17 protein-coding genes are annotated in these 21,701 nt (G+C 41.0%); 6 read left to right on the plus strand and 11 right to left on the minus strand.

What is annotated here, in order from left to right:
• Nucleotides 1-2 precede the first annotated feature (2 nt).
• The 6 genes from nrdI to malQ form a co-directional block, all read right to left on the minus strand.
• Nucleotides 3-458, minus strand: coding sequence for a class Ib ribonucleoside-diphosphate reductase assembly flavoprotein NrdI (gene nrdI / locus NMM13_RS09240; protein ID WP_155125189.1), 456 nt, complete (start codon nt 456-458; stop codon nt 3-5).
• A 61-nt stretch (nt 459-519) separates the two neighbouring features.
• The gene (locus tag NMM13_RS09245) at nt 520-1,035 is read right to left on the minus strand and encodes a hypothetical protein (protein WP_254728664.1); all 516 of its coding nucleotides are present in this window, start codon (nt 1,033-1,035) and stop codon (nt 520-522) included.
• Between the two features lie 426 nt (nt 1,036-1,461).
• The gene (locus NMM13_RS09250; protein ID WP_254728666.1) at nt 1,462-4,290 is read right to left on the minus strand and encodes a GbpC/Spa domain-containing protein; all 2,829 of its coding nucleotides are present in this window, start codon (nt 4,288-4,290) and stop codon (nt 1,462-1,464) included.
• A gap of 125 nt (nt 4,291-4,415) precedes the next feature.
• The gene (locus NMM13_RS09255; protein WP_254728668.1) at nt 4,416-4,556 is read right to left on the minus strand and encodes a hypothetical protein; all 141 of its coding nucleotides are present in this window, start codon (nt 4,554-4,556) and stop codon (nt 4,416-4,418) included.
• Nucleotides 4,557-4,978: 422 nt separating this feature from the next.
• Complete coding sequence (glgP, locus tag NMM13_RS09260) at nt 4,979-7,237, minus strand: glycogen/starch/alpha-glucan family phosphorylase (protein WP_254728670.1); 2,259 nt, start codon at nt 7,235-7,237, stop codon at nt 4,979-4,981.
• A gap of 43 nt (nt 7,238-7,280) precedes the next feature.
• Nucleotides 7,281-8,810: a 4-alpha-glucanotransferase gene (malQ, locus tag NMM13_RS09265; RefSeq protein ID WP_254728672.1), complete on the minus strand. Its 1,530-nt coding sequence runs from the start codon at nt 8,808-8,810 to the stop codon at nt 7,281-7,283.
• Between the two features lie 447 nt (nt 8,811-9,257).
• Between malQ and NMM13_RS09270 the strand changes: the two genes are divergently transcribed.
• The 6 genes from NMM13_RS09270 (at nt 9,258) to pulA (ending at nt 16,816) form a co-directional block, all read left to right on the plus strand.
• The gene (locus NMM13_RS09270; RefSeq protein ID WP_023919928.1) at nt 9,258-10,514 is read left to right on the plus strand and encodes an extracellular solute-binding protein; all 1,257 of its coding nucleotides are present in this window, start codon (nt 9,258-9,260) and stop codon (nt 10,512-10,514) included.
• A gap of 127 nt (nt 10,515-10,641) precedes the next feature.
• Nucleotides 10,642-11,937, plus strand: coding sequence for a sugar ABC transporter permease (locus NMM13_RS09275; RefSeq protein ID WP_049495699.1), 1,296 nt, complete (start codon nt 10,642-10,644; stop codon nt 11,935-11,937).
• A gap of 1 nt (nt 11,938) precedes the next feature.
• The gene (locus NMM13_RS09280) at nt 11,939-12,781 is read left to right on the plus strand and encodes a sugar ABC transporter permease (protein ID WP_254728674.1); all 843 of its coding nucleotides are present in this window, start codon (nt 11,939-11,941) and stop codon (nt 12,779-12,781) included.
• A 143-nt stretch (nt 12,782-12,924) separates the two neighbouring features.
• A complete protein-coding gene (locus NMM13_RS09285) occupies nt 12,925-13,737 on the plus strand; it encodes a DUF1189 family protein (RefSeq protein ID WP_254728676.1) in 813 nt (270 codons plus the stop codon).
• A gap of 11 nt (nt 13,738-13,748) precedes the next feature.
• Nucleotides 13,749-14,732, plus strand: a complete 984-nt coding sequence (locus NMM13_RS09290; RefSeq protein ID WP_254728678.1) for a LacI family DNA-binding transcriptional regulator — start codon at nt 13,749-13,751, stop codon at nt 14,730-14,732.
• A gap of 8 nt (nt 14,733-14,740) precedes the next feature.
• Nucleotides 14,741-16,816, plus strand: a complete 2,076-nt coding sequence (gene pulA / locus NMM13_RS09295; protein ID WP_254728680.1) for a type I pullulanase — start codon at nt 14,741-14,743, stop codon at nt 16,814-16,816.
• A gap of 28 nt (nt 16,817-16,844) precedes the next feature.
• Here the strand turns inward: pulA and NMM13_RS09300 are convergent, their stop codons facing one another.
• The 5 genes from NMM13_RS09300 to dltC form a co-directional block, all read right to left on the minus strand.
• Nucleotides 16,845-17,786: a YitT family protein gene (locus NMM13_RS09300; protein WP_003009152.1), complete on the minus strand. Its 942-nt coding sequence runs from the start codon at nt 17,784-17,786 to the stop codon at nt 16,845-16,847.
• Between the two features lie 75 nt (nt 17,787-17,861).
• Nucleotides 17,862-19,616 (minus strand): aspartate--tRNA ligase, encoded by a 1,755-nt coding sequence (gene aspS, locus NMM13_RS09305; RefSeq protein ID WP_254728682.1) that lies wholly within the window; start codon nt 19,614-19,616, stop codon nt 17,862-17,864.
• Between the two features lie 97 nt (nt 19,617-19,713).
• Nucleotides 19,714-19,938, minus strand: a complete 225-nt coding sequence (locus NMM13_RS09310; RefSeq protein WP_021154124.1) for a hypothetical protein — start codon at nt 19,936-19,938, stop codon at nt 19,714-19,716.
• A 251-nt stretch (nt 19,939-20,189) separates the two neighbouring features.
• A complete protein-coding gene (dltD, locus tag NMM13_RS09315) occupies nt 20,190-21,458 on the minus strand; it encodes a D-alanyl-lipoteichoic acid biosynthesis protein DltD (RefSeq protein WP_049471789.1) in 1,269 nt (422 codons plus the stop codon).
• Nucleotides 21,451-21,690, minus strand: coding sequence for a D-alanine--poly(phosphoribitol) ligase subunit DltC (dltC, locus tag NMM13_RS09320; protein WP_024055455.1), 240 nt, complete (start codon nt 21,688-21,690; stop codon nt 21,451-21,453). Before dltC ends, dltD begins: the two co-directional genes overlap by 8 nt.
• Between the last annotated feature and the right edge of the window lie 11 nt (nt 21,691-21,701).

Below are 21,701 nucleotides of genomic sequence, written 5' to 3' on the forward strand. Positions count from 1 at the left end.
TTTTAAAGATGATACAAATCTTCTACAATGGCGGCTACTTTTTTAATATCTCCCAACATCCCCCGCATTTCAAAATCGGCTAACATAGGGAAACCAAAGCGTTGGCTGTATTGCTTAGCGGTTAAACAATATTGATTGTTAAAATTCCGATTGCCTGATCCAACCACTCCTAAGCACTTGCTGGCGTTGCCTCCGTAAGCAATAAAATCTGCGACATCTGTCGTCAAAATTTCCACATCGCCATTGTCAACACCATTTCCACCCTCCAAATAGGTTGGCAAAAAAGTAATAAAAGGATTGGTCATTTCAAAGAAGGGCTGGCCCTCTTTGACTAGGTCTTTCACATGAACTTTCTCGATTTCAAGTCCGGGATGGGCCTCCAGCAAATAGTCACTTAAACGGCGGACAAAACTCTCTGTATTCCCACTCAGACTAATATAAACAAAGGATACTTTCATCTTTTTTCTCCAATCAAGAAGCTCTCTTATCCTCTAAGAGAGCTCCATTCAAACTTATCTATTATGCCCTAGCTTGAGCTTTTCTCAAACGCAAGGTTTTATACAAAACAATTCCAAGGAAGAGAAGAGATAAAGCAGTCAAGAGCAACAAAGCAATGGACGAAGATGCCAGATATCGTTGGCGAAGCGCTGAGTTTGAAAAACTAGCTAATAGTGGACGCCCTGCAAAATAATTATAGCAAGAGAAGGCTTGACTTAACAAAATCTGCCCCATATAAGTATAATGTGCTATTAACAGATCCTGCTTCATAAAGAGGAAATAGAAAGTTGCCAGTAAAGCAATCAGAATCAGGGAAACAAATAAAAAGGTTAATGGAGACTGATTGAGTTGGGCTGATTTCTCATAATATGTCACATAGTCAGCCTTGTCTTGAGCCGTTGTTAAACCAAGTTGTTTCGCAAAATCATCTGTCAACTCAAAACTCTTTGAAGCTCCAAAGGTTGAGACAGCTGATGTTAGGGTTCCAACCGTAGAGAAAAATAACAGGATGTAAAGATAGATAGGTTTCTTTTTCATACAAACTCCTTTTCATTTCTTACACCCTATTATATCGCGATACAGATAGAAAGGCAAGCGCCTCAAAACCGTGGAAGCACTTGCCTGATCACTGATACGTTCAAATGAAATTCATTTGGAAAAGTAATGTGTGCAAAAGATGAAAAGCCATCGCAACTGTATCATTGGAATGATTAGAGATATAACGGAGTCCTATAAACTTTCATTCGAACACCACCAGTATACCTCATTCTCTTCTTCTTGTGTCATCCATTTCTATTCTGCTTCATTTCGACACGATTTGGTCTATAAAAGCCATTTCCTCTCCTTATCCAAAAACTATTCTGTTCTATTTCTCAACTATTTGGTCATCACTCCATCAAAAAAGCCAGAAGGACTTGCCTTCTGACTTTCTTTATTTAGATGAATGAACGAAAGAAACAAGAATTAATCTTCTTTTTTCTTGCGTGCAAGACCCAATCCAAGCAATCCAGCCATCGCACCTGCAAGAACAGCTGCAGTTGAGCTTTCTGTACCTGTATTTGGAAGCGCAGGTGTTTGTGGTTGCGCAGCCTGTACAGGTTGTTCCGGAACTTCAGGAGTTGGTTCGGTTGGAACCTCTGGAGTTGGTGGAACGATTGGTGTAGGTGGAACAATTGGTGTTGGTGGGTTGTATGGAGTTGGTGGAGTTGGAGGAACTGGTGTTGGTGGGGTTGGAATATCTGTTTCCGTTACCACTTTATTCTTATGCCATTTCACTTCAGCTTCCGGTTTCACCGGATTCGTATTTGGAACGACTTCAGGAGTTGGTGGGGTTGGAGCTTTTGGTGGAGTTGGAGCTTTTGGTTCCTCCACATCGACCGTAATCACAGTGTAGTTAGGTGCTGTTGGCGGAGTTGGTGATTTAGGTTCTTCAGGTTTACTTGGCTCTGCTGGCACTTCCACAACTGTTGGTGTTGGTGGAGTTGGAGCCTTTGGTTCTGTTGGTTTTGTTGGCTCTTTCGGTTTTTCTCCTGGCTCTTTAGGAAGACCTACATTTGAGTTGATGGCAAACCAATAAACCGTTGGTTGACCAGCCGCATTGGCACCATTAGCCGTAAAGACTAAGTGTCCATCTGACATCTTCAAGCCTGCTCCACCATAATAGAGGTATGGAGAAGATGGATTATCCCAACCTTCAAGAGTTGTTGAAGATTCACCGTTAAAGACAGAGCCATGTTCAATATATTGGTTATCTTTAAAGGAAGTCACTTCTTTAGTAGCAGCATCATAAGAAACACTTGAGTTTGGAATTGGAATAAATTTATTATTTCCAACATTTACAGACTCTTGGTGTTCCACGTTTTCAAATTTCTTCTTAGGCGTGAACGTAATTTGACCTGTAGTTGCATCTACTTTGTATGATCCGATAACATCATCCTTACCTTCAAAGGTAAATTCTTCTGTACCAATAGAATGAACACTTCCTGAACCCGAAGCATTTACAGTTAACGCATCCGTTACTTCTTCCTTCTCAGGTGTCGTACCAGGAACCCATTTACCTGTGTCATCTTTAACATAACCATATTTCTGAGTCACAATTTTGAGAGGGTTGTCTGCTGAAATGGAAACAGTTGCAGTACCAAAGTCTGCTTTTCCTGTTTTAACCTTCACTTCATTGTTTTCAATGCTCATGGATGAACCATCTGCATATGGATCCCAAGTTCCACGAACAGTGTTGCCATTTTTATCTTTGGCTTCTACTGTAAGGGCACGAGGTTTGTCTCCACTATCGACATAGGAAGCACCTGTCCAGTGGTTGAGCGAGTTCAAAGCGACAATGGCATTGCGTTGAGTCAAATCAAATTTATTGCCATCACCATCATAGAATTCAACATCGACAGCAACCTTAACGGGTTTGTTTTGGTCGGTTGAAGCTCCGACTGTCATGGTTACCGTTGGATCTGCGTTGACTGCTGCAATCCCTTTGCCATCATTTGATGGAAGACTTAAAATCTCATAACGGTAAATCACACGTTTGATTGGATGCATATCCGTATTTTCACGCATGCTGGACTGATTCAAGTTATCATAAGTAACGACAAATTTATCGCCTTCTTTCACTTGAATGTACTCAGTTTCATTATTGGCCCAAGGACTAGTTGCTACAATATCTGAAGCTTCCAATTTATTAGAATCATATTGATGGACATTGCTTGTATTTAAACGAGCTTGAGCATCACGAGTAAGATAAGTGCTGATGCCGTCAATGGTGTGAGTTGCACCACCTTCACGTTGGAAGGTCAAATCTTGAACAGTTGAAACATTTTTAAGGTCAGCATACGCATTGTCTGTCATATATTTGTCGTATGCTTGTTTCGCGTCCGTATATTGTTTTTTGGCAACTTCGTATTCAGCTAATTTCTTTTGATAAGCAATATAATCATTTTCGTACTGTACTTTTTCTACATTGTATTTTGCAAGATCAGCTTCGTATTGAGCCTTAGCAGCATCTTCTTCTGCCTTCTTCGCTACCAATTGATCATAAGCTGCTTTATCTTTATCGTATTGCGCTTTCTTAGTTTGGTATTCTTGTAAATCTTTGTCATATTGCGCTTTAGCTGTATTGTAAACAGCCATTTCTGCATCATACTTAGCCTTGGCATCTGCATTGGCCTTATCGGCTGCTGCTTTTTCGGCTACTTTGGCATCGTAGGCTGCTTTTTTAGTATTGTACTCTTCTAAAGCTTTATCATAAGCTGCCTTTTCCTGATTGTACTTTGCTGTTTTCTTTTGGTAATCTGCTTCCGCATCCGCATTTCTCTTTTCAATCAATGTGATTTCTTGAGATTTTGCTTCATACTCGGCTTTGGCCTTTTTGTAGTTTTCAACGACTGTGTTGATTTCAGCTGTTTGGGCTTTATTATCTGCTTCTGCTACTGCGATAGATGGTTGGACTTTTTCAGCTTCTTCTGTAACGGTCACACCTTCTGTAGCTGCATCAGCTTTTGCTTTTTCAAGTTCTGGTGATTCTACATAAGTCGTTGTAACTGTTTTATTTCCTTCTACCACAGTTGTAGATGTCAACTTAGAACTTGTTGCAACAGCTGCATCGCTTGTTGCTGTATCCGTAGTAGTCGCTTCAGTTGCAGGCGCTGTTGCCTCATCTGCTTTCACTTCTGCTCCGTAGGTATTGACAGTAGCCAATCCAGCGATGGCTAATGAAACAACACCGACTGATAACTTACGAATTGAAAATTTTTCCTGCTTCGAAACATGTTCACGATAGCTTTTCATTTTCAAAACTCTCCTTTTTATGTTTAAAAAAATCTCACTGTAGAGGCAAAAATATGCTACTTTCAGTTAAATCTATTGTATCACAATCAACCATTTTAAAATATTTGTTGATTTAATTTTTTATTTTACTTTAAAGATATAACAACTTGAAACGCCAAACTTTCAAGTTCTTCTTCATCTTTTGGTTGAAAATATATGTAAACAGGTTTGAAAAAACCTTTATTTTCAAAGGTTTTCAAGCCGCTTTCTCTTTTTGTAAATTTCACCGGAAGGCTTTTTTAGGGGAAGTATTTTTTTATACCAATAGATTAGATTTGAAGGTTGAAATGAAAAATTATGTAACATTTTCCCTTTTTAGGTCCGTAAAATTCAAAAAAACAACAAATTTTAAGGAATCAGCCATTGCTTGAAACCCCTTACCTAGACCTTAGTTAGAGCTATTTTTTGGGGGCGGTTATTCCCTTTTATTTCGAAAAACGGGCACATCGTTTTTTCTTTTTCGATGTCTCCTTCACTTTATTTCAGAAAGAAACATGAAAATCAAGGGCAAATTGAAAGAAAATCTCCTCCCACACTCATGCACCATCTGTAGCTACGCTCCTCCCAATCTCTAGTCCTTTCCAATTTCCTCCCCCAATTCTATAAAAAAAGACCAAGGTCCTAAGAACCTTGGTCTAATAACTAGTGATTAGTTTAAGTGCCAGATATCTTCGTTGTACTGAGCGATCGTACGGTCAGATGAGAAGAATCCTGCTTTCGCAATGTTAACGATGACTTGATCCAACCATGCATCACGGTCTTCGTAGTCAGCCAACATGCGTTCTTTTGTTACAATATAGTCTTCCAAATCAAGAAGAGTCATGAACCAGTCTTTGTTGATCAATTCATTGTGAAGACGAGTCAAGCGTTCTTTGTCCCCAACAGCAAGAACGGCATCGCTGACGATGAAGTCTACCAATGGTTTGATGGCTTCACGTTCATAGAAGTCTGCTGATTTGTATGCTGATTTAGCGTAAAGATCGATAACTATTTCTGAATCTTCACCGAAGATATAGATGTTGTCACGTCCAACCAATTCAGCGATTTCCACGTTAGCTCCATCCATCGTACCAAGTGTCAATGCACCATTCAACATGAATTTCATGTTACCAGTACCTGAAGCTTCTTTCGAAGCAAGAGAGATTTGCTCAGAAATATCGCTAGCTGGGATCAAGTAGCTTGCAGCAGTTACGTTGTAGTTTTCTACCATAACAACTTGCAAGTGTGGAGCTACTGCTGGATCGTTTGCAATCACTTCAGACAAGCAAAGGATCAAGTGGATGATATCTTGTGCAATAGTGTAGGCAGGAGCTGCTTTACCACCAAAGAGAACAGTGATTGGACGAGCAGGGATATTTCCAGCTTTAATGTCCAAGTATTTGTGGATCACATACAAAGCGTTCATTTGTTGACGTTTGTATTCGTGAAGACGTTTGATTTGGGTATCAAAGATAGAATTTGGATTGATTTCCACACCTTGATGGTCTTTCAAGAAACGAGCCAATTTGCGTTTGTTGTGAGACTTGATGTTTTCCAATTTTGCTTTGACGGCATCTTTATCTTCATAAGAAAGAAGGTCTTCCAATTTAGATGCGTCATGGTGCCAGTCACGTCCGAGGATATCATCCAAGTAGTGTGACAAGGTTGGGTTGGCATGCATGAGCCAACGACGGAAAGTGATACCGTTTGTTTTATTGTTGAATTTTTCAGGGTAAATATCGTAGAAGGCTTTCAACTCAGAATTCTTCAAGATTTCTGTGTGAAGTGCAGCAACCCCGTTTACGCTAAATCCATAGTGGATATCCATGTGTGCCATGTGTACGCGATCATTCTCATCGATGATTTGAACAGCTGGATCTTTGTATTCAGCGCGAACACGGCGGTCCAATTCTTCAATGATTGGAACTAAGTGAGGAACCACTTCTTGTAAGAATTCAAGTGGCCATTTTTCAAGGGCTTCTGCAAGGATTGTGTGGTTAGTGTAAGCCGTCATGCTACGAACGATAGAGATGGCTTCATCCATTCCAATACCACGTTCTGTCAAAAGACGGATCAATTCAGGGATGACCATTGAGGGGTGAGTATCGTTGATTTGGACAACAGCATAGTCAGCAAGGTCATGCAAGTTGCTTCCTTTTTCGATGGCTTCGTCGATGATCAATTGTGCACCGTTTGATACCATGAAGTATTGTTGGAAGATACGGAGCAATTCCCCTTGACGGTTACTATCATCTGGGTACAAGAAGAGGGTCAAGTTGCGAGCGATATCTGTCTTGTCAAAGTTAATACCATCTTCAATAATAGATGAATCAACTGAATCCAAGTCGAACAAACGCAAACGGTTCTTGGTATCAATCTTGTAACCAGGGACATCGATATCATAAAGGGTAGAAGTCAATGTGAAGTGTGCAAATGGCACTTGGTAGCTACGGCTTGAACGAACGAGCCAGCTTTGGTCAGTCAACCATGCGTTTGGAATCGTTTCTTGTTGGTTGTTTTTAAGGACTTGTTGGAACAAACCAAAGTGGTAGTTCAAACCAACCCCATCCCCTGTCAAACCAAGGCTTGAGATAGAGTCGATAAAGCAGGCTGCCAAACGTCCCAAACCACCGTTACCAAGTGATGGTTCCAATTCCACTTCTTCGACTTCGATCAAGTCTTTACCAGCATCTGACAATTCTTTTTTGACATCGTCGTAAAGACCCAAGTTGATCAAGTTATTCGACAAGAGTTTACCGATCAAGAACTCAGCTGATATGTAGTAAACTTTCTTCTTACCAGTATTGATTTTCTTTTGGGCACTTGCTTGCTTGGTGTAATTAAGCAAAGCAATGTACAATTCTTCATTTGAACATTCTGCAATTGTTTTTTGATGATGATCAATCACATATTTTTGTAATGATTCCATGTTTTAAAGTCTCCTTTGTTTCAACAATTTTAATAGGGAAAGATTATTTTTCTGCTTTCTTAACTTCTTTTTTCAAATCTTTGTTTTCACGACGATAGATCGTTGTGAAATCAAGCAATTCTTGCTCAACAGCTGGAGTCAATTGATCCGCTGTCATCCGCCATGACCAGTTACCACCAAGAGTTGATGGGAAGTTCATCCGAGCTGAGCCATCTAACTCAAGCAAGTCTTGCATCGTAGCAATCGCCATGAAGCTGACGGAAGCAAAGACGGTGCGAAGCATAGCATGCGGTACAGATTCGTACTCTTTCCGGTTGGTATAACGAGCAAGATACTCACGAGTTGGATCGTCGATTTCATTGCGGTACCATCCAAGAACTGTGTTGTTATCATGTGTTCCAGTGTACATCACAGAGTTGTTTGGTGCCAAGTGAGGGCTATCGATACTTTCATCGTCAGGATTGAAGGCAAATTGAAGAATCTTCATTCCTGGGAAGCCAGTGCGTTCACGAAGTTCGATGACTTCGTCTGTCATGAAGCCAAGGTCCTCAGCGATGATGTTCAAATCACCGAGTTCTTCCTTCACGGCTGCAAAGAGTTTGTAGCCAGGACCTTTGACCCATTTACCTGGTGCTGCAGTTTCAGAACCAGCAGGGATTTCCCAGTATGATTCGAAACCACGGAAGTGGTCGATCCGAACGATGTCATAGATCTTGAAGCTTTCACGCAAGCGTTCAATCCACCATTGGTAGCCATCTTTGTCCATTGCTTCCCAGTCATAGATTGGGTTCCCCCAAAGTTGACCAGTTGCTGAGAACTCATCTGGCGGGCATCCTGCAATGCAAGTTGCTTTTCCGTTTTCATCTGTTTTGAAGAGATGAGGATTAGCCCACATGTCACTTGAATCTTCCGCTACATAGATTGGCATATCTCCCACAATTTCAATGTGGTGGTCGTTGGCATAAGCTTTCAAGGCCAACCATTGTTGGAAGAAGAAGAATTGAGTTACACGATGGTAAGTCAATTGATCAGCCAATTCTTCACGGTATTTAGCCAAAGCTTTTGGCTCACGCGCACGAATAGCTGCATCTGGCCACTCTGTCCAAGCTTTCAAATCAAAGTGTTCTTTAATAGCCATGTATTCTGCGAAGAGCTCCAACCAAGAAGCATTGGCTTCGCAAAAGGCTTGGAATTCTTTTTGATCACCTGATTTCAAGAAGTTCGCAACGGCTTTTTCAAGTAGCGGACGACGTTGTTCGAAAACCTTTGCATAATCCACTTGAGTAGGATCTTGACCAAAGTCCACTCCTTTAAGGTCTGCTTCTGTCAACAAACCTTGTTCGATCAAAAGATCGAAATCAATAAAATGAGTGTTCCCAGCAAAAGCTGAGAAAGATTGGTATGGAGAATCTCCATAACTGGTTGTACCAAGCGGCAAGATTTGCCAGTAACGTTGCTTGGTCCGAACGAGGAAATCAACAAAATCATATGCTGATTGTCCGAATGATCCGATTCCGTATTGTCCAGGAAGGGAAGAAATGTGCATCAAAACACCACTTTGACGTTTTTTCATGGGTTACCACCTCTTTTTATTTCTTTGAAGCCTGCGATTCGGTGCACGGTATGGGTATCGTTGCAGAGTCGTATCCAGCTCTCAAGCGGCTCTACTCTTTGTTAAAATCGAACAGGCGCAACTCAGTTTACGCAATTTTTGCGAAAACGTTTGCGTACCATGTCATTATAAACTTTTTCCATATTTTCTGCAAGGGGTTTCTTAAAAACTTTTTAACTTTTTTCAGAATGTCCTCACCCCCCTAGTGTATTCTTTCCTTTGCCTAATGTCAACAAATTTAATGTATTTTATAGAAGAAAGTTCGGAATTAAAATATTTTTAAAAAATTTTCTCAAAATCACTTGCAAACGTTTTCGCCTTGTGATATACTTAAGTCGTTTTAGGAAAACGTTTGTCTAAAACGGTTTCTAATTATTATCTTTTTTTATTCTTTAGGAGGAATAAATCATGAAACGTACAATTTTACGTAGTGCTGCTGTACTTGGTACAGTTGGTTTTGCCGGCTTCTTACTTGCTGCTTGTAGCAATAACTCATCAGGTTCTTCTGAGGCAAGTAAAGAAATCAACGTCTATGTAGACAAAGGCTACAAATCTTATGTTGAAGAAGCTGCAAAAGCTTTTGAAAAAGAAAATGGCGTAAAAATTAACATCAAGACTGGTGATGCTCTTGGTGGATTGGATAACCTTTCTCTTGATAACCAATCTAAAAAAGCTCCAGACGTTATGATGGCACCATACGACCGTGTAGGTGGTCTTGGTAGCGATGGTCAATTGGCTGAAGTGACATTAAACAAAGATAGCCATACAGATAAAACAACTGAAGCTCTTGTAACAAACGGTGGTAAAGTTTACGGTGCACCTGCTGTCATCGAAACATTGGTTCTCTACTATAACAAAGATCTTGTAAGCGAAGCTCCAAAAACATTTGGTGATCTTGAAAATCTTGCAAAAGATAGCAAGTACGACTTCGCTAGCGAACCTGGTAAAACAACTGCCTTCTTAGCTGACTGGACAAACTTCTACTACACTTACGGTTTACTTTCAGGTAACGGCGGTTATGTGTTTGGTAAAGACGGTACAGATCCTAAAGATATTGGATTGAACAACCAAGGTTCTATCGATGGTATCGAATATGCAAAAACTTGGTATGCTAAATGGCCAAAAGGTTTGCAAGATACAAAAGCTGCTGCTAACTTCATCCAAACACAATTCCAAGAAGGTAAAACAGCTGCTATCATCGATGGTCCTTGGAAAGCTGCTTCATTGAAAGAAGCTAAAGTAAACTACGGTGTCGCAACGATTCCAACTCTTCCAAACGGAAAACAATACTCTGCCTTTGGTGGTGGTAAAGCTTGGGTTATCCCTGCAGGTGCGAAAAACCTTGATGGCGCTCAAAAATTCATTGACTTCTTGACAAGTACTGACCAACAAAAAGCTTTGTTTGACAAGACCAATGAAGTTCCTGCCAACACAGAAGCTCGTAAATATGCGGTTAGCAAAAACGATGAATTGACAACTGCCGTTGTTGATCAATTCAAGAATGCTCAACCAATGCCAAATATCTCAGAAATGAGTGCTGTTTGGGATCCAGCTGCTACTATGCTTTTCGATGCTGTAAGTGGTAAAAAATCTGCAAAAGCATCTGCTGACGATGCAGTGAAATTGATTAAAGAAACCATCGAACAAAAATTCGGTAGCAAATAAGACAGTTTTTAGGTGTGAGTAAGAGGTTGGAGACAAAGTCCCAACCTCTTATGTTCAATTTTCAAGCACAACTTACTGTCTGACTTGTCTTCTTGCTCTCTAGCAAGGACATTATAAGGAGATTTGAATGACTACAGAACAAAACCCTAAAAAGGCTATGTGGCTCTCTTTGATCCCGGGTCTTGGGCAAATTTATAACAAACAAAAAACCAAAGGCTATATTTTTCTTGCCGTAACCATTCTCTTTCTCGCCTATTTCCTAGGAATTGGAGCTGGAGAATTAGCGAAATTGGTTACACTTGGAACCGTCCGTGGACAAGATAATTCTCTCTTTATCTTGATTCGTGGCGCCTTCCACTTGATCATTACCATTGTTTACTTCCTATTTTATGCCTTAAATATTAAGGATGCTGGAACCGTTGCAAAACGTATCAACAATGGCATTGCTGTTCCAAAAACTGGAAAAGAAATGGTTCAAGCCATCTATGAAAATGGCTTCCCATATTTATTGATCATTCCTTCATACATTGCTATGACATTTGCGATTATCTTCCCAGTTTTAGTAACTTTGATGATCGCCTTTACCAACTACGACTTCAAACATACCGCTCCAACAACCTTGTTGGATTGGATCGGGTTCCAAAACTTCACTAATATGTGGACCTTGAGCACCTTCCGCTCAGCCTTTACATCTGTTCTTGGCTGGACCTTGATTTGGGCACTCGCAGCTTCTACTCTTCAAATCGTACTCGGTATCTTGACCGCTATTGTTGCAAACCAACCATTCGTAAAAGGAAAACGAATCTTTGGGGTTATCTTCTTGCTCCCATGGGCTGTTCCAGCCTTCATCACTATCTTAACTTTCTCAAATATGTTTAACGATAGTGTCGGTGCCATCAATGCACAAGTTATCCCATTGTTTGCGAAGATCTTCCCATTCTTAGATGGCATTTTGATTCCTTGGAAAACAGATCCTACTTGGACAAAAATTGCTTTGATTATGATGCAAGGTTGGCTCGGCTTCCCTTACATTTACGTCTTGACTTTAGGGATTCTTCAATCTATTCCAAACGATCTTTACGAAGCTGCTTATATTGATGGTGCCAACGGTTGGCAAAAATTCCGCAGCATCACTTTCCCAATGATTATGGCTGTTGCAGCTCCAACTTTGATCAGTCAATATACTTTCAACTTTAATAACTTCTCCATCATTTACTTGTTTAACGATGGGGGACCTGGTTCTGTCGGAGGAAACGCCGGATCTACAGATATCTTGATCTCATGGATCTACAAGTTGACAACCAATTCTTCTCCTCAATATTCAATGGCCGCAGCGGTAACCTTGATTATCTCTGTGATTGTGATCTCAATCTCTATGATTGCCTTCAAGAAACTACATGCATTTGATATGGAGGATGTATAAAATGAAAAATTCAGTTCAATTTAAACGCCGCCTCAATCATTTCTTGACTTACCTGTACATGGTGGTTCTTTCAATCGTTATCATTTATCCATTGTTGATTACGGTTCTATCAGCCTTCAAATCAGGGAATGTCAGTGCCTTTACACTTGATTTTAGTGGCAATCTTAGTTTTGATAACTTCTCAAAACTTTTCTCTGAAACTCATTATGGCACTTGGTATATGAACACCTTGGTTATCGCCATTATCACCATGATTGTACAAACAAGTATCGTTACCTTCGCAGGTTACGCATACAGCCGTTACAATTTCTTGGCGCGTAAACAAAGTTTGGTCTTCTTCTTGATTATTCAAATGGTCCCAACCATGGCAGCCCTCACAGCCTTCTTCGTTATGGCTTTGATGCTGAATGCCTTGAACCAACCTTGGTTCTTGATCTTCCTTTATGTTGGTGGTGGTATTCCAATGAATGCCTGGTTGATGAAGGGATACTTCGATACTGTTCCAATTTCCCTCGATGAATCTGCGAAATTGGATGGAGCTGGACACTTCCGTCGCTTCTGGCAAATCGTCCTTCCTCTTGTTCGTCCAATGATTGCCGTTCAAGCACTTTGGGCTTTCATGGGGCCTTTCGGAGACTATATCTTGTCTAAATTCTTGCTTCGTGACGAAGTGAACTTTACGGTAGCCGTTGGTCTTCAAACCTTTATCAGTGACCAAAAAAATCAAAAAATCGCCTTCTTTGCAGCCGGTGCTATTTTGATCGCGGTTCCAATCTGTATCTTATTCTTCTTCCTACAAAAGAACTTTGTTTCAGGCTTGACAGCTGGTGGAGATAAAGGATAAAATAGAATCTTATTTCAAGCACATTTTATTTTTAAGTTAAGGGTAGTATGGTGGATGCTTTACTACCCTTCGTTAAGAATAAAATCAATCAAAGAGATTTCTCTTTGCATTTCTGATACTCTTATGTTTAGAAAGGTCATCTTATGCCCTATCCTTTTAATTATTTCGCAAGTATCTTCAATTTTCGCTCTTCTTTTGCAAACCGCAAAAAACTGAGCTGGTTCCAAATGATTTTTACTTCTTTCTTTCTAATCTCTATCACACTATTACCTGTGGCTCTGCAAAATGCTCAACTCAAAACCTATCCTTTGACAACCTTTGTCAGCGATGTGTTTGATCCTTTATCAACAGACGTTATGAAAGATATCCAAGAACACTTCGTGATCAAAGACCAAGAGCTCACCTATACAGGGACTAACCCTGTACACAAGACTTCAAAAGGACAGGTTATCTTAGGCCAAGAGGCAAAGGCTAGTGAAGGCAAGGAGTTAACACTCCATTTTGATCGCAAACAATTGATTATCTCAAAAGAAAATAAAGAACTCGCTACCGTCTCATACCAGGCTATCAATCAGGAGAGCCTCCGGGATAAAAAAAGCTTCACTCAAGCTATCTCTAGCGATTGGTTCCGTGAAAATCGACTCCCTGTCAGTCTCTTTCTCGTGATTTTCTCCGGCTTCTTATCGACAGTCAATTATTTGATTCTCATCGTAGGGGCATCTTTCTTCCTCTACTTGACACGAAAATCTCGACTCTTTTCACTACAAACTTTCAAGGAATGTTTCAATTGTATTCTGAATTGCCTGGGGCTCCCTATTTTACTAAGTGTCCTCATCAGTTTACTATTCCATCAAGTATTTACTACGATGATCATGATCCAAAATGTCTTATTTGTACTCTATCTTGCCATGGTATTTTATAAGACCCACTTTCGTGATCCAGACTATCACCGCTAGGAGGTTTTCTCATGCGTGTTACCATCAAAGATGTTGCGAAACTCGCTGGCGTCGCGCCTTCTACTGTCACTCGCGTCATCCAAAACAAATCCACGATTAGTGATGAAACAAAAAAACGTGTCCGTGAGGCCATGGTCGAATTGGACTACCATCCCAATCTTAATGCTCGCAGCCTTGTCAGCCAATCTAGTCAAGTCATTGCTTTGGTCCTACCAATCGACAGTGACGTCTTCTACCAGAATCCTTTCTTCCCAACTGTTTTACGAGGAATTACCCAGATTGCTTCAGACAATGACTATGCCATCCAAATCTGTACAGGTCAAAACGAAGAACGGCAGCTCGACAACCTCAAGCAACTCATCTACGGAAACCGTGTGGATGGTTTAATCTTCCTTTATTCCAACCCGAACGACCCCCTCGTTGAATTTGCACTGAAGGACAAGTTTCCCTTCCTCATCCTTGGAAAGGCGGTCTCTCCTTTTGTTTCGCTAGTCGATAATGACAATATCGAGGCTGCATTTGATGCAACAGATTATTTTATTCAACAAAACTACCGAAAAATTGCTTTTATCGGGGGAAACAAAGAGCTGTTTGTGTCTCAAGACCGCTACCAAGGTTATAAAGAAGCCCTCCAAAAAGCAGGGATTCCTCTCGATGAAAAACTCGTTCATTTTTCATTTGGGTTTATGTTAGAAGATAATTCTTATCAAATGATGGAGAGTCTACCATTAACAGAACTAGATGCGATTATGACGACCGATATTCTCGTTGCTGAAGGGGTGCGCCAATACCTATTAGAACACCAGCTGACAATCCCGATTATTTCCTTTGATTCGATCAAGCCACGACTCGATATTGAAGCCTATATTGACATCAATGCGGTGGAACTCGGGCGTGAATCTGTCCGGACCATCCTTCAAATCATCAAAGATCACAAAGAAGGAAAAACCGTCTGCTACCGTCAATTGATTGACCATACCATTACGAAACTTTAGGAGTCTTTATGTCTACATTTACTGCTTATTTAGATGACCAAGACCTCATTCGTATCCAAAAGGGAGAGGAGCATATCCTTCCTTTTTATTTGAAAACGAACCAAGGTCATCTTGCCTTAATCCCTGTCAAAACGTCAAGTGCAGCGACTGACACAGGAGACTATTTCTTAAGCCCTATTCCACTTGAACTCGGAGAAGAGTACACCATCTACGATGCTACTGGAAATTCTTCTATACTCCACTATCGAAACATCGTTCGCAAACCCATTTTTGATCAAACCTTCACCTATAGTGGAGAGGATCTAGGAAGTTTCTACACACCACATCAGACGCAATTTAAATTCTGGGCACCGATTTCGCAAGATGTGAGTCTCCATATCGAAGATCAGATCTATCCGATGACACGTACAGAAAACGGTGTCTGGAAACTCGTGCTCAAAGGGGATTGGGAAGGAGCTGCCTACCACTATGAATTTCGTGTCAATGGCCTAGAACGTCGGATTCACGATCCCTATGCTCTATCCTCTTTGGCCAACTCTGGAGACAGCTTGGTCATCGACCGGAAGAAGATTACACGTCCTATCACACGTGCTGCTCGTCAATTAGACCCGACAGAAGCAATCATCTACGAGATGAGCGTTCGGGACTTCTCTGTCCAAAAAGAGGCCGGCTTTAAACACCCTGGTAAGTTTAAAGGGTTGACAGAATCGCCTCAACTCAATGGTCAGATCCTTGGATTTGATTACCTTCAAAAACTTGGCATTACCCATGTACAGTTACTTCCTGTCTATGATTTCGGTAGTGTTGATGAAGAGAATCAATGGAAAGCCTACAACTGGGGTTATGATCCTGTCCAATACAATGTTCCAGAAGGTAGTTATGCCAGTGACCCCAACGATCCTTATGCACGGATTTGGGAACTCCAAGATGCTATTGCAACCTATCACCAATCTAATCTTAGTGTTATCATGGATGTGGTCTACAATCACGTCTACCAGGCCGATGAGTATGCATTTGAACAAATCGTACCCGGTTATTTCTACCGCTATAATGCAGAAGGAGGGCGGACCAATGGAACCTTCTGTGGGAATGATGTCGCAAGTGAACGCTCCATGGTGAGACACTATATCAAGCAATCTCTCAAACAATGGGTTTCCCTCTACGGCTTTGATGGTTTTCGCTTTGACTTGATGGGAATCCTAGACATTCAAACCATGACAGAGATTGCAGAAGAACTCCGTGAAATCTATCCTAACATCTATCTCTATGGGGAAGGGTGGAAGATGGATACCGGCCTCTCTGAAGATCAGCTCGCTCACCAGTATAACGCGAAACGATTACCAGCCTTTGGCTTTTTCAGTGATAACTTCCGGGATACGATCAAGAGAACACTTGTAGCCGGTCACCGTCGTGAGAGTCAACATCCCGCAAATGATTTTGCGAATATTCTAACGGCGAATGTCGGGAAGCTAGGGCCTGCTCATTTCACCCAACCTCAACAAGCCATTCAGTACGTCGAATGCCATGACAATGCAACTGTTTTTGATTATTTCCAACTTGAAAAGGAAGGGATTCGTCTAGAAGATCGAAAAGCTCTCTCACGATTAGCTCTTCATTTAGTGTTACTAGCTCAAGGAGTGCCGTTTATCCATGCTGGTCAAGAATTTTATCGCACAAAAGGGCTCGAAGACAACACCTATAACTTGCCAGATAGTCTCAACCAATTGGACTGGTCATCCCTTTCAAAATGCCAAGAAGAAATTGCTTTTCTTGAAGAATTGATTGCTTATCGGAAATCACAGCCACTCCTTCGTTTGAAAAAAGGGCAAGAGATTCGCGACTACTGTGATGTCAAATGGTTATCTGATCATCATTTGATCTACACGATTGAGAAAGATCGTGAAAAAATAACGATTCTTGTCAATTTCGGTGATCAAGAACAGACCTATCAGCATCCGAGCGATAGTCAGCTGCTATTTGCCTATCCTCATGCCAACCTCCAAGCGCCTATTCCTAAAGGAAAGGAACTTTCTATTCTTGCTCATAGTTGGCTCCTTCTCCACGAAACTGAATCAACAAAATAAAGGTCACCACATTGTGGTGACCTTATTTTTATTCTTCTGTTTCTACAAAGCGTCCGATGATATGAACGTTTTCTGAAATGGTGATAAAAGCCTGAGGATCAGCTTTTTTCATTATATATTTGAATTCATTAAACTCTGCACGCGTAATAACTGTCAGCAGAACCGCTTTTTCCTGATGGTTATAGGTTCCTTCTGCATTGTGGATAATGGTTGCTCCACGATGCAATTTTTTATGAATCTTTTCAATAATGGCATCCGGCTGGCTCGTTACGATCATTGCCTGCATCCGTTTTTGCTTGGTAAAGACAGCATCCGTTACTCGACTCGATACGAAGATGGTAATCATAGAGTAAAGAGCATACTTCCAACCAAAGGTCAGACCAGCAATCAACATGATGGTCCCATTGACCAAAAAGGAGATACTGCCGACATTCTTTCCTGTCCGTTTTCGAATCGTCAAACTAACAATATCCGTTCCTCCACTGGAAATGTTGTTCCGAAGAGCAAAACCAATCCCTGTTCCCATGACAACCCCACCAAATAGAGCATTCATGATCGGATCGTTGGTCAACGTAATCACTGGCACGAACTGAATAAAGAGGGAACTCATCGAAACCGTAATAAAGGTAAAGATGGTAAATTTATGGCCAATTTGATACCAAGCCACAATCATCAAAGGGATATTGATGGCATAAAAGGTTAAGGAAACGGGAATCGTAAAGCCAATAAAGCGTTGGCTCAGAACAGATAAAATCTGAGCTAGACCTGTTGCACCGCTGGAGTATACATGTCCTGGTTGAAAGAAGAAGTTGACGGCAATCGCTGATAGAAAACCATACAGCAAGGAAGCTGACACTTTTTCATCGTATTTCTCACGGGAGATGCTCTTCAGCACGCGCAATAATTTAATGTTATAAGCTAGTCGCCGCACATGATAGCGAAATAGCTTATGAAAGCGAATTTTTTTCATTTTCAATCCATCGATTAGAAGAAAAGGAAAATCTTAGAGCAACTGATTCCTAGACTCTCCCTTTTCTCTCTTGTCCTATTCTTGCTCTGCTACTTCTACTTGAAGATTTAACTCATCCAATTGCTTTTTAGAAACGACAGAAGGAGCTTGTGTCATTGGATCTGTCGCCTTGTTATTCTTAGGAAAGGCAATGACTTCCCGAATATTATCTTCACCTGCAAGAAGCATCACGAAGCGGTCCAAACCAATCGCCAATCCTCCATGTGGTGGGAAACCATAATCCATTGCTTCCAACAAGAAACCAAATTGTTCATTGGCAGCTTCTTTTGTAAATCCAAGTGCCTTAAACATCCGTTCTTGTAAATCTTTATGATTAATCCGTAGGCTTCCTCCACCTAATTCATAGCCATTTAAGACGATATCATAGGCAATTGCTCGAACTTTTGAAAGATCTCCTTCCAATTCATGCTCTGTTTCAGCTTGTGGGAGTGTAAATGGATGGTGAGCAGACATATAACGGCCTTCTTCTTCAGACCATTCAAACATTGGCCAATCCACTACCCAAAGGAAGTTGTATTGATTGTTGTCAATCAAGTCAAGCTCTTTCGCAAGACGAACACGCAAAGCACCAAGCGTGGCATTGGCTACTTCAAGAGTATCTGCTACAAAGAGAACTAGATCTTTGTCTTCTAACTGTAAAGCAGCTGTCAAGTCACTTGTCAAGTCTGTCAAGAACTTCGCAACAGGACCGTTCAAAGTACCCTCAGCATATTTCACCCAAGCAAGACCTTTTGCACCGTATTGCTTCGCAACTTCTGTCAATTTATCGATGTCTTTACGAGAGTAATGATCCGCTGCACCTTTGACAACGATCGCCTTAACTGCTGGAGCTTCTGAAAAGACTTTGAAGTCTACACCCTTGACAAGCTCTGTCAAGTCTTGAAGCAACATTTCAAAACGTGTATCTGGTTTATCTGAACCATACAAGGCCATGGCATCATCATAATTCATCCGTGGGAATGGGAGTGTTACCTCAATTCCCTTGGTTTCTTTCATGACACGTGCAATCAAGCCTTCTGTGATATCTTGGATTTCTTGATCACTCAAGAAAGAGGTTTCCAAGTCGACCTGTGTAAATTCAGGTTGACGGTCTCCCCGTAAATCCTCATCCCGGAAACACTTCACGATTTGATAATAGCGGTCAAATCCAGCATTCATCAACAATTGTTTTGTAATCTGAGGACTTTGTGGAAGGGCATAGAAATGCCCCTTATTGACACGGGAAGGAACCAAATAGTCACGCGCTCCTTCTGGAGTTGACTTAGAAAGAAACGGTGTTTCCACATCAATAAATTCTAATTCATCCAAGTAATTGCGGATTGAATGGGTTACTTTTGCACGAAGTTTGAGGTTTTCCAACATCTCAGGACGACGAAGGTCTAAGTAGCGGTAACGAAGACGAGTATCATCATTGGCTTCAATACCGTCCTTGATTTCAAATGGTGTTGTTTTTGCGGTATTGAGAACCGTAATAGTTTCTACCTTGAGTTCTACTGCTCCTGTAGGCAAGTTTGGATTAGCTTGTTCACGAGCTTCTACAAGACCTGTCACTTCTACAACATATTCACTACGGATGCTTTCGGCTGTAGCCATCACTTCTGTACTAACTGTTTCTGGATTGATCACCAATTGCATGATCCCTTCGCGGTCGCGTAGATCGATAAAGATCAAACCACCCAAGTCACGACGACGGCTAACCCATCCTTTCAAGGTAATACGAGTTCCAATGTGTTCTTCACGAACACGTCCAGCATACATTGAACGTTTCATTTCTAATTAATCTCCAAACTAATATTCTTCCTTCTATTTTACCATAAAGACCAGCAGAAAGTGGCCTTTAGCTCAACTTTTTCAGTCACCAACTTCTTTAATTATCGTGGCTCTCTTCTTTCTTTTTGGGATCATCGTAGAGAGTGGGTGCTAGCACCTTCATTAAAGTCGCCGTCCCAAATCGCAAGACAGCTGCTGCTAGTCCAAAAATAGGGGATAGGTAGCGGAAAAAGAAATCTCCCCTAAGCACATAGGTCATGCCACCCACAATAAAAAAGATCACAATTCCCTGAACGATTGCGTAAAACCAAATTTTTTTCACACTATTCTCCTTTTCACAAACCAGCTGACTTATCCACTGTTTTTTATCACTTATCCACAAAAATGTGGATAACTTTCACTTTTTGCCCCCTCAAAAGAGGAAGCGTCAGAAGCATCAGGACTTGCTTTCATCCATTTACAAGCAAGTTTCCCACAGCCTGTGGATAACTCTCTTGCTTATTTGTGACTTTCTCGTCACTTTCCTCACAAATCAAGGAGCCAGGATTTGATCCTGCCCCCTTTGATCAAGCATTATTTAAATTCGTCTGGTGTCCCTTTATATTGGGCCCAGTCTTTGCTGAAGAAGCGATCATTTAGATGGTAAGTTGGTGCTTTTTCAGCCTTTGTGACAAAGGGATTGACCGCTTTATCAAAGGCTAGCCAACCATTCCATCCCATATGAATCGTATCTTCCATAAAGTAAGGCTGATCACCATCTTTAGAAAAGTCTGCAATATTGGTGAATCCTTGACTTTCCAATTGGTAACGAATCTTTTGAACAGCCTGTTCATACTTTTCTTGGCTCAAGCCTGTGTATTTCATCCATTTGGCATTAACTGGAGGAATGACAAAGATAACATTGGTCCGAGATTTAGCAAACTGGTCTAGAACCAACTGCAAGTCATTGTACTCAGGAGATTGAACATAGGATTCGTTTTTTTGGAAACCTTTTAGTTTCTTCAACTTCATTTTTAAACGAGTATTGTAAAAATGATTGCTGATTCCAAGGTCGTTGTTATTGGTTTTGACTTTTGCTTCAGCCGTTGCAATTTCTTCCAATTTCTCATATGAGAATTGATCTGGTAAATCTTGTAGACGTTTTTTGACCTTCTTATCGTAATTCCCGTTTGTACGCGTTGCAAGATTACTAAACAAAGCATCTTCGCGCTGGACAAGGTGGGAAACAAACTGGTTCAAAGACTGATCAAATCTGGAAATTTTCTTTCCTTGAGAAATTTTTGTTACAACACTTTGAAAGGCGACATTTGGATACTGTTGTAACAGACGCTTTGCAGCATACTGGGATGCAGCATCCTGTTGGTGATTGGCAATAAAGCTATTCAACTGATCGCTATTAAAGAATTGTTGAAAGGCAGAGGAATCGTATCCCTTTTTGGTAAACCATTGCGGAGAAACCACATAAACAGCTGTATTGTCCTTGAGTTCTGGCAAAATCTGTTGCATTCCAAAATACTGGTTCAAAGAAGCCGCACCACGTTCTCCTAAAAAGTAGGGTCTGTAATTGCGGTCATATTTTTCAGCCAAAACTGCTGGATGCACCACATCAAAACGCAACCATTCACTTGAGCCGAAATAAGGAACAAAGCGATGCTGTGGATCCGAAAGTGCTTCTTGCTTCTTTGTACGACTCTTGAAGCCTTCTGCATTCAGACTAACCGCAGCTTTTTTCTCTTCAGTATAGTTGTGCTTATGATTGATTGGATAAAAGAATAATAAAGCTGCTACCATGAGGAGCGCGCAAAATACGGGCCCTAAAATCAGCCATAAACGCTTAAGCATTCTGAAGCTCCGTTACACCTTCTACGATCTTGTTGGCAGTGTTCCAATCATCGCGTCCAAATTCTGATACAGGAACACGGATGCCAAAGCGACTTTCCAATTCCACAATCAATTCGACTGTTCCCATACTATCAAGAACACCCGCATCAAAGAGATCCTCATCCATCATGTCTGAGACATCTTCCATAAACAATTCGTCAATAATTTCAATTACTTGTGATTTTACATCCATTTTTTATTCTC

This window comes from Streptococcus sp. CF8_St5-11 (assembly GCF_024295625.1).
Classification (GTDB): Bacteria; Bacillota; Bacilli; order Lactobacillales; family Streptococcaceae; genus Streptococcus.